We start from the raw sequence: 13,713 nt of genomic DNA on the forward strand, positions 1-13,713 counted from the left end.
CGAACCTCCATTGTCCGCTCAACGGACATATGTCCGCCAAATCAGTCTGGGGCGGTCACCCCAGGCCGTCAACCCGCAGGCACCGTGACGTGCGGGATCTCTGAGAGCCGGGCGAAGTCGGCACTGATGTCGCCCGCGGCCTGCAGCAACAGCGGCAGGTGATGGTCGACGAGGTACTCGACCGACGTCTCCGCCGCGTGGCAGTTGACGTTGATCCCGGCGATCACCCGGCCCGTCCCGTCGCGCAGCGGTGCGGCGACGGACCGGATGCCCAGGGCGAGCTGCTCGTCGGTGAGTGCCCAGCCACGTGCGCGCACCTCCCGCAGCGACGCCTCGCGCTCCGCGCGGTCCGGCTGCCACCGGGGCGTCAGCCCGGAGCGGGTGGGCTCGGCGAGCACCCGGTCCAGCTCGTCGACGGGCAGCGCGGCGAGCTGCACCTTGCCCAGCGACGTCGGCAGCGCCGGGAACCGGGTACCGATCTGGACCGCGAGCGACACGATCTTCGGGACGGCCACCCGCGCGACGTAGACGATGTCCGAGCCGTCCAGCTGCGCGATCGAGCAGGACTCACCGGTCCGCTCCACCAGGCACTCCAGGTGGGGACGCGCCACGTCCCACAGCCCCATCGACCGGACGTAGGCGACGCCGAGCTCGAGAACCCGCGGCGTGAGGGCGTACCCGCCCTCCTGGGCTCGCACGTACCCCAGCTCCGAGAGCGTCAGCAGGATCCGGCGGGCCGTCGGACGCGCGAGGTCGGTCGCCGTGGCCACCTCGGCCAGCGAGAGCACCGGCCGTGCCGGACGGAAGGCCGCGATGACCTCCAGACCCCGGGCCAACGCCTCGATGAAGTCCGGTCCCGTTCCCTCGCGTGGCATGTCGGCCCCCTCCTCTCGCACGTGCGGTACGCCGGCCCGCCTGACGGACGGACCGACGCGGACATTCTCCCCGTCACTGCCGAACACACCCTTGACGCCCGGGCGGCTCGGGTCGAAGCTGCGAACGAGCAGTGCCGCCGCGATGCGGACACTAGTCCGCCATGAAGGGATGGGGAATCGATGACGCAGGAACAAGGTGGCGGGTCCCGTCCGGTGGTGCTGCGCAACGGCACCGTCCTGACGATGGACGCGGCCCACCGCGTCCTGACCGGCCACGACGTCCTGGTCGTGGACGACCGCATCGCGGCGATCGGCGTCGGGCTCGAGGTACCCGCCGGGACCGAGGAGATCGACGCCGCGGGCGGCATCGTCATGCCCGGCATGATCGACACCCACCGGCACATGTGGCAGACGGTCATGCGCGGCTACGGAGCCGACTGGACGCTCACCCAGTACTTCGTCTGGTACTACCTGGAGTGGGGCAAGGTCTTCCGGCCGGAGGACGTCCACGCCGGGAACCTGCTGGGCGGCGTCGAGGCGCTCGAGGCGGGCGTGACCACGACCGTCGACTGGTCACACGGGCTGCAGACCGTCGCCCACGCCGACGCGGCCGCCGACGCGCTGGAGTCGTTGCCCGGCCGGTTCGTCCTGGCCTACGGCAACATCCAGGACGCGCCTGCGAACTGGACGGGCACGCCCGAGTTCCGCGACTTCGTCGCCCGCCGCGGCACCGGTGGCACGCTCGGCTTCCAGCTGGCCTTCGACGTCACCGGCGACCCCGCGTTCCCCGAGAAGCCCGCCTTCGAGGTCGCACGCGACCTCGGCGTCCCCGTCACCACGCACGCCGGCGTCTGGGGCGCGACCGGCGACGACGGCATCAAGCTCATGCACGACAACGGGTTCATGACGCCGGAGACCGTCTACGTGCACAGCGCCACGCTGTCCCCCGACAGCTACCACCGCATCGCCGCCACGGGCGGTTCGGTCTCGGTCTCTACCGAGAGCGAGCAGAGCGCCGGGCAGGGCTACCCGCCCACGTGGGCGCTGCGGGCGCACGGCATCCCGGTCTCGCTGTCGATGGACACCACGGTCTGGTGGAGCGGCGACCTGTTCTCCGCCATGCGCTCCACGCTCGGAGCCGACCGCTCCCGCGAGCACCTGGAGGCGCACGCGACCGGCGACACCGTCACGCACTCCTCGCTGCGTGCCGAGCAGGTCGTCGAGTGGGCCACCCTCGGTGGTGCCCGCGCCCTCGGTCGCGAGGCGGACCTCGGCAGCGTCGAGGTCGGGAAGAAGGCGGACCTCGTCCTGATCAGGAACGACCACTCGCCGGTCTCGTTCCCACTGCTCAACCCCTACGGCCACGTCGCCTTCCAGGCCCAGCGCGGCGATGTCCACACCGTGCTGGTCGACGGCCGGATCGTGAAGCGCGACGGCAGGCTCGTCGACGTCGACATGGCGGCGCTGCGGCGGACCGCGGAGGAGAGCGTCGATCACCTGCGTTCGACGCTCGGCGACGAGGCGTGGGAGAAGGGCATGAACCCCGACGTCCCGGAGACGAAGGTGCTCGACAACCCGTACACCTACACCGACTTCCGCAGCGACGCGACGCATCGGCGGTAGCCGGGACCTGCGCCGCGCTGCCTGCGGCGTCGCCTCGCCGTGCCCGGCCGTCCCTGACACACTGACGGCCGGTCGACGACGTTCGCGGCGACCGGCGACACGAACGGCCCCGCGGAACGAAGGCCCCGATGACCGACAGTGCGCGTACCTGCGGGAAGACCGGCGTGCTCTCTCCCGAGCGTGTCGCAGCCGTCCACCTCACCCGGCTGCTGGAGACGGGCCCGGAGGAGGCGTTCAACCGGATCACCAGGCTCGCCTCGATCGTCCTCGACACCCCGATGGTGGCCCTCACCGTCGTCGACGACGTCCGGTCGTTCCTCAAGGGCGCCCCGACCCCGGAGCTGCTGGTCGGCCCCGACGGGACCTACGAGAGTCCCGTCGAGGACGCAGCATGCCACCTCGTCGTCGACAGCGGCGACGTGGTCTGCGTCGACGACGTCAGCCTCGACGCCCGGCTGCGCGACCTCCCCCAGATAAACCAGTTCAGCGCCGCGTCCTGGATCGGGGTGCCGGTGCGGGGGCCCAGCGGCCACGTGCTGGCCAACCTGTGCGCGATGGACTCCGTCGTGCGGAGATGGAGCGACCTGCACCGCGAGACGTTGCGCAACCTCGCCCTGACCGCCGGCAACGAGATCACCCTGCGGCTCGCGCTGCACGAGGCGGACCGGCTGGCGGACATCCTGCAGCAGAGCCTGCGCCCGGAGTTCCCGCCGCAGCAGGCGGGGGCCGACATCGCCGCCCAGTTCCGGCCCGGGGGCACGGGCGTCGGGGTGATGGGCGACTTCTACGACGTCTTCCCGGTGCCGGGCGGGTTCGGCGTCGTCATCGGCGACGTGTCGGGCAAGGGCGCGGAGGCCGCGCGGACCACGGCGCTGGCCCGGTCCGCGGTCCGCACCGCCGCGCACTCCGAGCCCGGGCCGGCGGCGGTGCTGCGGACGCTCGACGAGGTGCTGCACGTCTGGTTCGGCGGCCGGATCGGGTTCGTCACCGTCGTGTACGCCGTGTTCACCCGCCCGGCGTCGTCCGGGCCCTGGGCCGTGACGGTAGCGAGTGCCGGGCATCCGCCGGCGTTCGTCCACCGCGGCGACGGCACCGTGGAGATGCTCGCGGGCGGCGGTCAGGTCCTCGGTGTCCTGGACAAGGCGCAGGTCGCGACGGAGTCGGTGGAGCTCGACGTCGGGGACCGCCTCGTGTTGTACACCGACGGCGTCTCCGAGGCCCACCGCGCCGGCGACCCGGACCAGTTCGACGAGGGCGGAATCGCACGGGTGCTCGGGGCGACGGACCCGGAGTCCGGCGCCGAAGACACCGTGCACGGCCTGCTCGACGCCGCCCACGCCCACGCCCGTGGCGGAATCGGTGACGACGCGGGGGTCGTCGTCGTCCGGCCCCGGCCCTGACCCGTACGAGGCCGTCGGTGTACCGGCGGAGTCCGTGCGGCCCCCGGCCCGGCTCCGCCGGTACACCCGGTGTTCGAGCGGACCCACGACATCGGTTCGGACGGACGACGAAGGGGCGGGCGCCGGGTTCCCCCGGTGCCCGCCCCTTCAGCGGTCGGCGATCAGCTGGCCGGCATGAGCACCTTGTCGATCACGAACACGGTGGCGTTCGAGGTCGGGATGTTGCCGCACAGGATGTTCGCGGTGTTGCCCTTGCCATCGGTCACGGTCGGGGCCTCGGGGGTCCCGCCGATCTTCAGCGTGCCACCCGCGAGCTCGGTGGTCGTACCGGCGGCGACGAGGCCCTTGGCGTCGTAACGCTGCGGGACGACGTGGTAGCTGAGCAGGCCGCCGAGCTGGGTCGGGTTGGCGAGCAGGTCGTTGAAGGCCTGGCTTCCCAGCGCGGTCTGCACGGCGTCGAAGGCGCCGTTGTAGGGCGCGAAGACGGTGATCGCCTTCTGGCTGTTGAGGGTGTCGGCCAGGCCGGGGACCTTGCCGACGGCGGTGACGAGCGTGGTCAGCAGCGGGTTGGTGCTCGCGGCGGTGGCGACCGGCTGCGGGCCCATGTTGTTCAGCGAACCGGGGGCGTCACCCTGCGGGAGCATGTTGCACGCCGGGCCGAAGACGTCGGCGTTGGTGGTCACGCCCGAGGAGGCGGCGGCAGACGCCGACGCGGAGGCGGGCGCCGAGGCGGAGGCCGGCGCGGAGGCCGTCGTGCCGGCGCCGGTCGAGCTGGAGCCACAAGCGGCGAGCGTGACCGTCAGAGCGGCGAGAGCACCGATCGCGGCAATCCTGAAAGGCTTCTTCACGGGGTTCTCCTGGAGTCGCGGCCCGGTTCTCCCGAGCCATTCACACAGCATTCGCGGCGGGTGCCGCAACGGTTCGAAGAAATTTCGCCATCGAAATTCGGGCCGAGTCGGTTCGACCCCGATCAGGTGACGTTGAAAATTGTTGCGGGCCAGCCCGATGCCCCGTCCGGGATGGGATCGGTACGGGTCTCGACCTGGGTGCGGCCGGCCAGGTCGGTGGCCCGGGTCTGGACGGTGTGGCTCCCGGCAGCGAGCTCGAAGTCGATCCGCCACATCCGCCAGGTCCTCCCGTTCACCGCGGTCGTGAGGGTGGCGTCGCGCCAGGGGCCGCCGTCCATGCGGACCTCGACGCGCCCCACCCCGGTGGACTGCGACCAGGCGATCCCGGCGCACGTCACGGTGCCGGCGGGCATCGTGGCGAAGCCGGCGGGGCGGTCGACGCGGGACTGGGTCTTGATCGGCGCCTTCTGCGCCCAGCCACGCTGGTACCAGTAGCCGCGGCGGGCACCGAACGTCGTCAGCTCCATGTCGACGATCCACTTGCACGCCGAGACGTAGCCGTAGAGGCCGGGCACGAGCATCCGGACGGGGAAGCCGTGCTCCGGGGGCAGCGCCTCACCGTTCATGCCGACCGCGAGCATCGCCCCACGGTCGGGTTCCATCACCACGTCGGTCGGCGTGCCGGTGGTCCAGCCGTCGCTGCTGGTGGTGAAGATCTGGTCGGCGCCGGGCCGGACGCCGATGTCGAGCAGCAGGTCGCGCAGGTCGACCCCGACGAAGTTGGCCGTCGAGACCAGCTCGCCGCCGATCGGGTTGGACACGCAGGTCATCGTGATCGTCCGCTCGACCAGCGGCCGGCTCATCAGATCGTCGAAGGTCAGCGCGGTCTCGCGGCCGACCATGCCGTGGATGTTCAGCGACCAGTCGTCCGCGGTCAGCTGCGGCACCTGCAGCGCGGTGTCGATGCGGTAGAAGTCGGCGTTGCGGGTGAGGAACGTCGGCGTGCCGAGTGCGGCGAAGTCCGCGTTCGCCGGGATCGGCGGGGCCGTCTCGACGAGCCGGACGCGGGCGAGCCGCTCCGTCACGACCCGGCGGGCGTCGGCGATACCGCTACCGAGCAGCAGGCTCGCGCCGCCCGCGGCGAGCGCGGCCACCGCGACGGCGCCGAAGAGCACGCTGCGCCGGCCGAGGGCGACCCCACGCTTCATCGACCGCGACGGCGGTGACTCGACGGCGGGAGTGACGTTACGCGGAGCCCGCGCGGCCGCAGGGGGCGTGGGCCGCTGCGCCACGCGGTGCAGGAACAGGAACGTCGCGACCCCGACGAGCAGCGCCACGACCGGAGCGACCAGCGCGACCGGGCGGAACGCCGGCCCGAACACCACCGCTGCGGTCCCCGCGAGCCCCAGGACCACGACCACGGTGAGTCCCGGTCCGGGGCGGCGCCGCGAGGCGAGCCCGGCCACCGCCGCCACGACCGCGATCACCACCGCCATGCCGCTGAGCAGGATCGGCTTGTCCGCGGTGCCGAAGGTGGTCTTGGCGAACTCGGTCAGCGGCTCCGGCGAGAACCGGATGACCGTGTCACCCACCGCAAGGAATGGTGACGACGACGGGAGGAAGACCCCCGCGACGAGGTTTCCGAAACCCAGCGCGGCGCCCACCGAGAGAATTCCGAGTGCCACCGCGTACAGCCACGGAATTCGCGCACGGTCGGGCACTGCGGCGGTATCGGGGGACGATGTCAGGGTCACCTCAGTGGTTCGTCCCCGACGCCTTTCCGGTTCGATTCTGCGAATGTCAGAGGACGACCCGGCCGCTGGCCACGACCTGACTGGGGGTACGCGGCGGGGTGCGGCCCGGCTCCACCGAGATCGCGTACCCCGTCATCCACGGCATCGCGGCGAACCCCTCGACCTCGGGGCCCGTGGGCCCGACGTCGAAGGTGCCGATCGCCCGCGGATCGCCGGCGGCGTCGAGGCCCCACAACACGTAGACGTCGTGGGTGGCGTCGTTCGTCGGCAGATCGACGGAGACGACCTGTACGGAGCCGGGCCCGGCGACGACCGCCGCGACGGGGGTGCCGTGGCCGTCGGTGAGGGTGGCGCGGGCGCTCCCGGGGCTGTCGAGCCCGGTCACGATGCGCCCAAGGTCCCGGGCCTGCGCGGCCGCGCTGTCGCGCTGCCCCGCGAGGTCGGTCGCCTGGCCCGCCAGGCCGGCGACGGTGATGGCCACCGCCGCCGCGGCGAGCCCCGCGACCAACCGGCGACGCCCCGATCCGGCGGACCGGACCCGGCTCGGCCGCGGGCGGGTCGGTCGCGCGACCTCGTGGTCCTCCCGGATGCTCCGCGGGGCCGGTTCCCCGCCCGCCGCCCGGAGGATGCGTTCTCGCAGGTCGGCGGGGGGCGCGATGTCGGGCGCGGCACCGCCCAGCACCCCGAGCACCTCGCGGTGCCTGCGCAGCGCCCCGGCGCACTCCGCGCAGCGTTCCAGGTGCGCGAGCACCGCCAGCTCGTCGACGGGCTCCAGGGCGTGCAACGCATGTCCCGCGACGTGCCGGCTCATCGCGCAGGGTGGCCTCGTCGTGCTCAACGGTCCTCCCCGGCGCCGTCGACACCCGACAGCCGGGTACCCGCGAGCGTGATGCGCAGCCGGGCCAGCGCCGCGAACGTCCGCGACTTCACGGTGCCCAGCGGCACCCGGGTCAGGGTCGCGACCTCACGCTGGGTGTAGCCGCCGAAGTAGGCCAGGGCCAGTACCTCGCGCTGGTCGCGGGGCAGCGCCCCCAGGGCGTCCCGGACGGAGCCGGCCACGACCGCGTCGATCGCGGTCTCCTCGGCTGCCGGCTCGTCGGGCAGGTCCGCCTCGTCGAGGTCGAGTGTGCGCCGGCGCTGCGACTGCTCTCGGCGGACCAGGTCGACCGCCCGGTGGTGCACCAGGGTGAGCAGCCACGTCGACATCCGGCCGCGGGCGGGATCGAACTGCGCCGCGCCCCGCCACACCCCGAGGAACGCCTCCTGGACGGCGTCCTCGGCAAGCGCGTCGTCACCGCAGATCCTGCGCGCCAACGACCATGCCCGCCTGCCGTACCGGTCGTAGAGCGCGCCGAGCGCGTCCGGCAGACCCGCGGCGACGTCGGCGAGCAACGCCTCGTCCGATCCCGCCGGTACGCCGAGCTGTCGGGCGCGCGCCGCCGTTCTCGGATGATCCACGCGGGACATTCGCTGCTGCGGCCACGAGCGGTTCGGTCGGGCGTCCTCGATGTGGGAGGACGGGAGCAGACGCGACGGTCCGCCCGCGCCGACGACGACCGGACCTGCCCATCAACGCTTCGCACGACCCACTTCATGGGTTTATGCTCCACGATGTGAATGGCGATCGACGGCGCAGGTCGGGCCGTATCACGCTGATCACCACGCTGTCGCTCGTCGTCTGACCGGGCGACGCCGAACCACCGAAGGAGACCGATGCCCGCCGCCGAAGGCCTCACCCTCCCGCTCGAGGGGGTCCGGGTGCTCGAACTGGGGAACTACATCGCGGCTCCCACGGCTGGGCGGCTGCTCGCGGACTTCGGCGCCGAGGTGATCAAGGTCGAGCGCCCACGGACCGGCGACGAGCTGCGCAACTGGCGGCTCTACGCGGGCGACACCTCGATGCTGTACCGCACGATCAACCGCGGCAAGAAGTCGATCGTGCTGGACCTGCGCAGCCCCGAGGGCCGGGACGCGGTGCTGCGGCTCGTCGCCGGCTGCGACGTGGTGCTGGAGAACTTCCGGCCCGGCACCCTGGAGAAGTGGGGGCTCGGCCCGGCCGATCTCGACGCCGTCAACCCCGACGTGATCGTGTCCCGCATCTCGGCGTTCGGGCAGACCGGGCCGATGTCCGAGCGCCCCGGGTTCGCGGCCGTGGCCGAGGCGATGGGCGGGCTGCGCGACCTCGTCGGCGAGCCGGACCGGCCGCCGTCGCGCACAGGCGTGTCGATCGGCGACTCCATCGCCGGCCTCTATGCCGGGTTCGGTGTCGTGATGGCCCTGTTCCAGCGGGAGAACCGCCGCGGCGGCGCCCGGCCCGCTCTCGTCTCGCGCACCATCGACGTCGCACTCAACGAGGCCGTCCTGTCGGTGATGGAGTCCCTCGTCCCCGACCACCTCGCGTACGGGGTCGACCGGCAGCGGGTCGGCGGGCGGATGGAGGGCATCGCCCCGTCCAACGCCTACCCGTGCGCCGACGGGTCGTCGGTGGTCGTCGCGGGCAACGGCGACGGCATCTACCGGCGGCTGATGTCCGCGGCCGGACGTCCCGACCTCGGGGAGGACCCGTCGCTGCAGACGAATGCCGAGCGCTGGGCCCGCCGCGACGAGCTGGACGACGCGATCGGGGCGTGGACGTCGACCCTCCCCCGCGCCGACGCGCTCGCCGCACTCGACGAGGCCGGGGTCCCTGCGGGCCCGATCTACACCGCCGCCGACATCGTCGACGACCCACAGTTCAAGGCGCGCAACATGATCCAGTACTTCGACGTCGACACCGGCGAGGATGCCCCGCGCCGCGTCGGCTTCCCGGGGATCGTGCCGGTCATCGGTCACGAGTCGCTGCCGGTGCATCATCTCGGCCCCGACCTCGGGGCACACACCGCAGAGGTGCTCGCCGAGATCGGCATGACCCCCGCCGACCAGCCGGAAGGTTCCCGATGACCGACGTGATCCTGCGCGACGTGACCCTGCGCGACGGGCTGCAGCTCACCGGCAAGACGCTGCCGGCCGGGCGCAAGGTCGAGATCGCCCGCGAGCTGCTCGCGCTCGGTGTGCCCAGCCTCGAGATCGGCTCGCTGGCCCGGCCCGACCTCGTGCCGCCGCTGGCCAACACGCTCGAGGTCGTCGCCGCGCTGACGCCCGAGGAGCTGGAGCGCTGCTGGATCTGGGTGGCCACGCCGCGCCACGTCGCCCGCGCGGTCGACGCCGGCGCGCGCAACGTGCAGTACTGCCTGTCGGTGTCCGACGCCCACAACCGCGCCAACATCGGCCGCGGCACCGACGCCAGCCTCGCCGCGATGCCGGAGGCCGTCGAGACGGCCCTCGCCGCGGGTGGACGCATCCAGCTGTGCCTGGCGACCGCGTTCACCTGCCCGTTCGACGGGCCCGTCGACCCCGACCGGGTGCTGGCGATCGTGCACGACCAGCGCACCGAGGGCGCCGCCGACGTCGTCCTGTGCGACACGCTCGGCCAGGCCGCGGCCGCCGAGGTGTCCGGGCTGGTCGGCCGGGTGCACCGGGAGCGCCCCGACCGGCGGATCGTGTTCCACGGCCACGACACGTGGGGGCAGGGCGTCGCCAACACACTCGCCGCGGTCGCGGCCGGTGCGCAGGTCGTCGACGGTGCGCTCGGCGGCCTCGGCGGCTGCCCGTTCGCCCCGGGCGCGAGCGGCAACGCCGCCACCGAGGACCTGCTGTTCGCGCTGCGCCCGTCGTGGCTGGATCCGGCCGCACTGGTCGGCGTCGCCGCGCTGTCGACCGGCCTGCTCGCCGAGCTCGACGAGCCCAACCGGTCCCGGACGGTGCAGGGCATCGGATCGAAGGCCGACGCCTTCCCCTGGACGGCCGCCCACCTCGCCGCAGCCGGGTCACGCGTCGGCTGACCCGCGTCCGTCCGGGCGAAAGGGGTCCCATCGCCGGGTGTCGGACCGGCCGTCGCCTGTGCACACGATCATCGCCCGGGTGATCCCCGGCCTGAGGTCAGCCGAGCTCCGCCGCGACCGCGGCACCGAGCCCCGACGTCGTCCCGTTGCCACCCATGTCCGGGGTGAGGGCGTCGCCACCGCGGGCCAGGACCGTCTCGATCGCGCCCATCACCGCCACAGCGGCCTCGGTCTCGCCCAGGTGCTCGAGCATCATCGAGACGCACCAGATCTGGCCGACCGGGTTGGCGATCCCCTTGCCCGCGATGTCGGGGGCCGACCCGTGCACGGGCTCGAACAGGCTCGGGTAGGTGCGCTCGGGGTTGATGTTGCCGCTGGGCGCGATGCCGATCGTGCCGGTGCAGGCCGGGCCGAGGTCGGAGAGGATGTCGCCGAACAGGTTGCTGGCGACGACGACGTCGAAACGGTCGGGGTTCATCACGAACTGCGCCGTCAGGATGTCGATGTGGTACTTGTCCACGCGCACGTCCGGGTAACCGGCGGCCGCCTCGACGACCCGCTCGTCCCAGTACGGCATGGTGATCGAGATGCCGTTGCTCTTGGTCGCCGACGTGAGGTGCCGCGCCGGGCGGGCCTGCGCGAGCTCGAAGGCGTACTTCAGGATCCGGTCGACGCCGACGCGCGTCATCACCGTCTCCTGCAGCACGGTCTCGCGGTCGGTGCCCTCGAACATCTTGCCGCCGACGCTGGAGTACTCGCCCTCGGTGTTCTCGCGGACGACGAGGAAGTCGACGTCGCCGGGCCTGCGGTCGGCCAGCGGGCTGCGCACCCCGTCGAGCAGCTTGACCGGGCGCAGGTTCACGTACTGGTCGAACCGGCGGCGGAACTGCAGCAGGCTCCCCCACAGCGACACGTGGTCCGGGACGACCTCCGGCCAGCCCACCGCCCCGAAGAAGATCGCGTCGAAACCACGGAGGATGTCGAACCAGTCGTCGGGCAACATCGTGCCGTGCTGCTGGTAGTGGTCGGCGGACGCGAAGTCGAAGTCGGCCAGCTCGACGTCGAACCCGAAGGCCGCCGACGCCGCGCGCAGCACCCGCACCCCCTCCGGCACGACCTCCTTGCCGATGCCGTCACCGGGGATCACAGCGATGCGGTGCGTCGTCACAGCGGTTCCTCTCAGGGGTCGGCGTCACTGCCGTCTGTAGCCTAGGCGGCACGAAACAGCAGTTCCAGGCGCGATCCGGCCCAACACCCTTGCGTCGCTCGAAAGAAAGGGGTGGCGAGGTGGATCTCCCCGATCGCGACGACCTCCAGTTCTTCGACGGCATCGCCGCCGCAGGCACGCTCACCGAGGCCGCCCGGCGCTGGGGCGTGTCCACCTCGGCGGTCAGCAAACGCCTCGCCCACCTGGAACGCCGCCTCGGCGCGCAGCTCGTCCGGCGCAGCACCCGGCGCCTCAGCCTCACCGACGAGGGCGAGCGCTACGCCGCCGGCGCCGCGCGGCTGCTCCCCCTGATCAGCGACCTGGAGGAGGACGTCGGCCATCGCCGCGGCGCCCTGCGCGGACGTGTCGCCGTGCACTGCACCATGGGCCTCGGCCGCTCCCACGTCGCACCCGCGCTCGGCGCGTTCGCCGCCGAGCACCCGGGCGTCTCCCTCGAGCTCGAGCTGTCCCATCTGCCGCTGCACGTCGCCGGCAGCCCGTTCGACTTCGCGATCCGCGTCGGCAGCCGCGACGACTCCGCCGTCCGCACCCGGACGTTGCTGCCCAACCGGCGCGTCGTCTGCGCCTCGCCGCGCTACCTCGCCGAGCACGCCGCCCCGCAGACCCTGACCGACCTCGCCGGCCACCACTGCATCGTCATCCGCGAGATCGACACCGACCACACCGTGTGGCGCTTCGGCACCGACGGCGACGAGACCACCGTCCGCGTCCCCGGCACCATGATCAGCAACGACGGCGACGTCGCCACCCGCTGGTGCGTCGACGGACACGGGCTGCTCATGCGCTCGCTCTGGCACGTCGGGCCCCTGCTGCGCGACGGCGTCCTCGTCCGCGTCCTGCGCGAGGTCCCCACTCCGCGCGCCGACGTCGTCGCCATCCACCCCGTCGGCCGCCACCTCTCCCGTCGCGCCGCCGCCGCACTCGACCACCTCGCCGCGGAGCTCGACCGCAGGCTCGGCGCCGCGACGGCCGTCTGATCCGGTCCGGGTCAGCGGACCCGGACGTTGCCCATCCACGGCCCGCCGCGGACCACCACGTGCGGCATGCCGCGCTCCACCGACGGCCCGATCTTGTCGACGACGTTGCCGACGGTCGTGCCCGCGTCGTCCAGGTCGACCGTCGCGCCCTTCGGGAGCCGGATCTCGAGGTCGCCGACGAGGAGGTCCGCCTCGACCGTGACCACCGGCGTCGTGAACCGGGCGTTGCGGAAGTCGAGGTTCGCGTTGCCGAACCTGCTGCGCACCATCACCTTCGGCGGCACCGTCCACGCCCCGTCACGCTTCAGGTCGCCCGCGGTGGTGGACAGCTCCAGCACCTCCCGGGCCCTGACACCCTCGGCGCCGGGGAGGTCGAGCAGGAGCCGGTTGAGGTCGGCCCGCGTCACCGCGGACGCCGCCGCGCCGGTCCGCTCGTCGTACTCCGCGACGGTGAGCCGGCCCTCCGAGAAGTGGGCCGCGAGCAGCCTCGTCACGTGCTCGCGCTCCTCGTGGGAGACACGCAGGTCCTGGGGTGCGATCTCGTCCGTCATGGGAGAAACGCTAGGGACGCAGCACACCACGGGCATCCGGGACCGACCCTGAGAAGGGCTCCGGGGCGTTCCCCGGGAGGGGACCACCGATCGGTGGATGCCGACGTCGTCCGGAACATCGGCCGACGACCCGACGGCGTCGGAGCCCACTCCGGACGAACCTCGAGGCATCGGGGAAACACCCCGGGTCACAGCATCGGAGACCGGATCATGGACACGCCCGTCACCCCCACCAACCCCTTCGCCCCCATCGACCGCACCGCGGCTGCCACGGGGTCCGCCACTCGGACGGTCGGCCAGCACGCCGCGCGCGGCGTCGCGCTCCTGGTCGGCGCCGGCCTCGCCATCGCTCTCGGCACGAGCGCGCACACCGCGACCGCCGTCTTGTTCCTGATGCTCGCCGCGCTGCTCTTCGTCGTCGGCGCGATCGTGCAGGGTCACCGGTCGGGGCGTCGCCCGCTGCGGCTGGAGCAGTTCCGCCCGTCGGCCCCGATGGCGGGGAACCTGCCGATCGTGCGCTGACCCCACGACGACCCCGCACGCCTCTCCGGGCCCGGCCTCCGTGCCGGGCCCGAG

13 protein-coding genes are annotated in these 13,713 nt (G+C 72.8%); 6 read left to right on the top strand and 7 right to left on the bottom strand.

Going from position 1 to position 13,713, the window contains the following annotated elements; translation table 11 throughout:
* Window positions 1-68: 68 nt before the first annotated feature.
* Window positions 69-875 carry an IclR family transcriptional regulator C-terminal domain-containing protein gene (locus tag TOK_RS28730; RefSeq protein WP_098961120.1) on the bottom strand — a complete coding sequence of 269 codons (807 nt, stop codon included), beginning with the start codon at window positions 873-875 and terminating at the stop codon, window positions 69-71.
* A gap of 180 nt (window positions 876-1,055) precedes the next feature.
* On the opposite strand from TOK_RS28730, the gene TOK_RS28735 reads away from it, so the two are divergent.
* Together TOK_RS28735 and TOK_RS28740 are read left to right on the top strand one after the other, a co-directional pair.
* Window positions 1,056-2,498: an amidohydrolase family protein gene (locus tag TOK_RS28735; protein ID WP_098961121.1), complete on the top strand. Its 1,443-nt coding sequence runs from the start codon at window positions 1,056-1,058 to the stop codon at window positions 2,496-2,498.
* A 128-nt stretch (window positions 2,499-2,626) separates the two neighbouring features.
* Window positions 2,627-3,898: a PP2C family protein-serine/threonine phosphatase gene (locus TOK_RS28740; RefSeq protein ID WP_098961122.1), complete on the top strand. Its 1,272-nt coding sequence runs from the start codon at window positions 2,627-2,629 to the stop codon at window positions 3,896-3,898.
* Window positions 3,899-4,059: 161 nt separating this feature from the next.
* Here TOK_RS28740 and TOK_RS28745 read toward each other — a convergent pair whose 3' ends face one another.
* From TOK_RS28745 to TOK_RS28760, 4 genes are all read right to left on the bottom strand, one after another.
* Entirely contained in the window at window positions 4,060-4,746 is a 687-nt protein-coding gene (locus tag TOK_RS28745; RefSeq protein ID WP_253258704.1) for a fasciclin domain-containing protein, read from the bottom strand.
* A 122-nt stretch (window positions 4,747-4,868) separates the two neighbouring features.
* Window positions 4,869-6,338 (bottom strand): molybdopterin-dependent oxidoreductase, encoded by a 1,470-nt coding sequence (locus TOK_RS28750; protein WP_306305174.1) that lies wholly within the window; start codon window positions 6,336-6,338, stop codon window positions 4,869-4,871.
* Window positions 6,339-6,546: 208 nt separating this feature from the next.
* Window positions 6,547-7,338 (bottom strand): anti-sigma factor domain-containing protein, encoded by a 792-nt coding sequence (locus tag TOK_RS28755; RefSeq protein WP_141566600.1) that lies wholly within the window; start codon window positions 7,336-7,338, stop codon window positions 6,547-6,549.
* Complete coding sequence (locus tag TOK_RS28760) at window positions 7,335-7,967, bottom strand: RNA polymerase sigma factor (RefSeq protein WP_098961125.1); 633 nt, start codon at window positions 7,965-7,967, stop codon at window positions 7,335-7,337. Before TOK_RS28760 ends, TOK_RS28755 begins: the two co-directional genes overlap by 4 nt.
* Window positions 7,968-8,213: 246 nt before the next feature.
* Between TOK_RS28760 and TOK_RS28765 the strand changes: the two genes are divergently transcribed.
* Window positions 8,214-9,440, top strand: coding sequence for a CaiB/BaiF CoA-transferase family protein (locus TOK_RS28765; RefSeq protein WP_098961126.1), 1,227 nt, complete (start codon window positions 8,214-8,216; stop codon window positions 9,438-9,440).
* The gene (locus TOK_RS28770) at window positions 9,437-10,381 is read left to right on the top strand and encodes a hydroxymethylglutaryl-CoA lyase (RefSeq protein ID WP_172457843.1); all 945 of its coding nucleotides are present in this window, start codon (window positions 9,437-9,439) and stop codon (window positions 10,379-10,381) included. The genes TOK_RS28765 and TOK_RS28770 overlap by 4 nt, the downstream gene beginning before the upstream one ends.
* A gap of 97 nt (window positions 10,382-10,478) precedes the next feature.
* On the opposite strand, the gene TOK_RS28775 is transcribed toward TOK_RS28770, so the two are convergent.
* Window positions 10,479-11,549, bottom strand: coding sequence for a tartrate dehydrogenase (locus tag TOK_RS28775; protein WP_098961127.1), 1,071 nt, complete (start codon window positions 11,547-11,549; stop codon window positions 10,479-10,481).
* 119 nt (window positions 11,550-11,668) lie between these two features.
* Here TOK_RS28775 and TOK_RS28780 point away from each other — a divergent pair, with 119 nt between their 5' ends.
* Window positions 11,669-12,586 (top strand): LysR family transcriptional regulator, encoded by a 918-nt coding sequence (locus TOK_RS28780; RefSeq protein WP_098961128.1) that lies wholly within the window; start codon window positions 11,669-11,671, stop codon window positions 12,584-12,586.
* Window positions 12,587-12,597: 11 nt separating this feature from the next.
* On the opposite strand, the gene TOK_RS28785 is transcribed toward TOK_RS28780, so the two are convergent.
* Complete coding sequence (locus tag TOK_RS28785) at window positions 12,598-13,137, bottom strand: DUF1707 domain-containing protein (RefSeq protein WP_098961129.1); 540 nt, start codon at window positions 13,135-13,137, stop codon at window positions 12,598-12,600.
* A gap of 210 nt (window positions 13,138-13,347) precedes the next feature.
* Here TOK_RS28785 and TOK_RS28790 point away from each other — a divergent pair, with 210 nt between their 5' ends.
* Window positions 13,348-13,659 carry a hypothetical protein gene (locus TOK_RS28790; RefSeq protein WP_098961130.1) on the top strand — a complete coding sequence of 104 codons (312 nt, stop codon included), beginning with the start codon at window positions 13,348-13,350 and terminating at the stop codon, window positions 13,657-13,659.
* Window positions 13,660-13,713: the final 54 nt, after the last annotated feature.

The sequence above is a fragment of the Pseudonocardia sp. N23 genome, from assembly GCF_002583555.1.
Taxonomy (GTDB): domain Bacteria; phylum Actinomycetota; class Actinomycetes; order Mycobacteriales; family Pseudonocardiaceae; genus Pseudonocardia.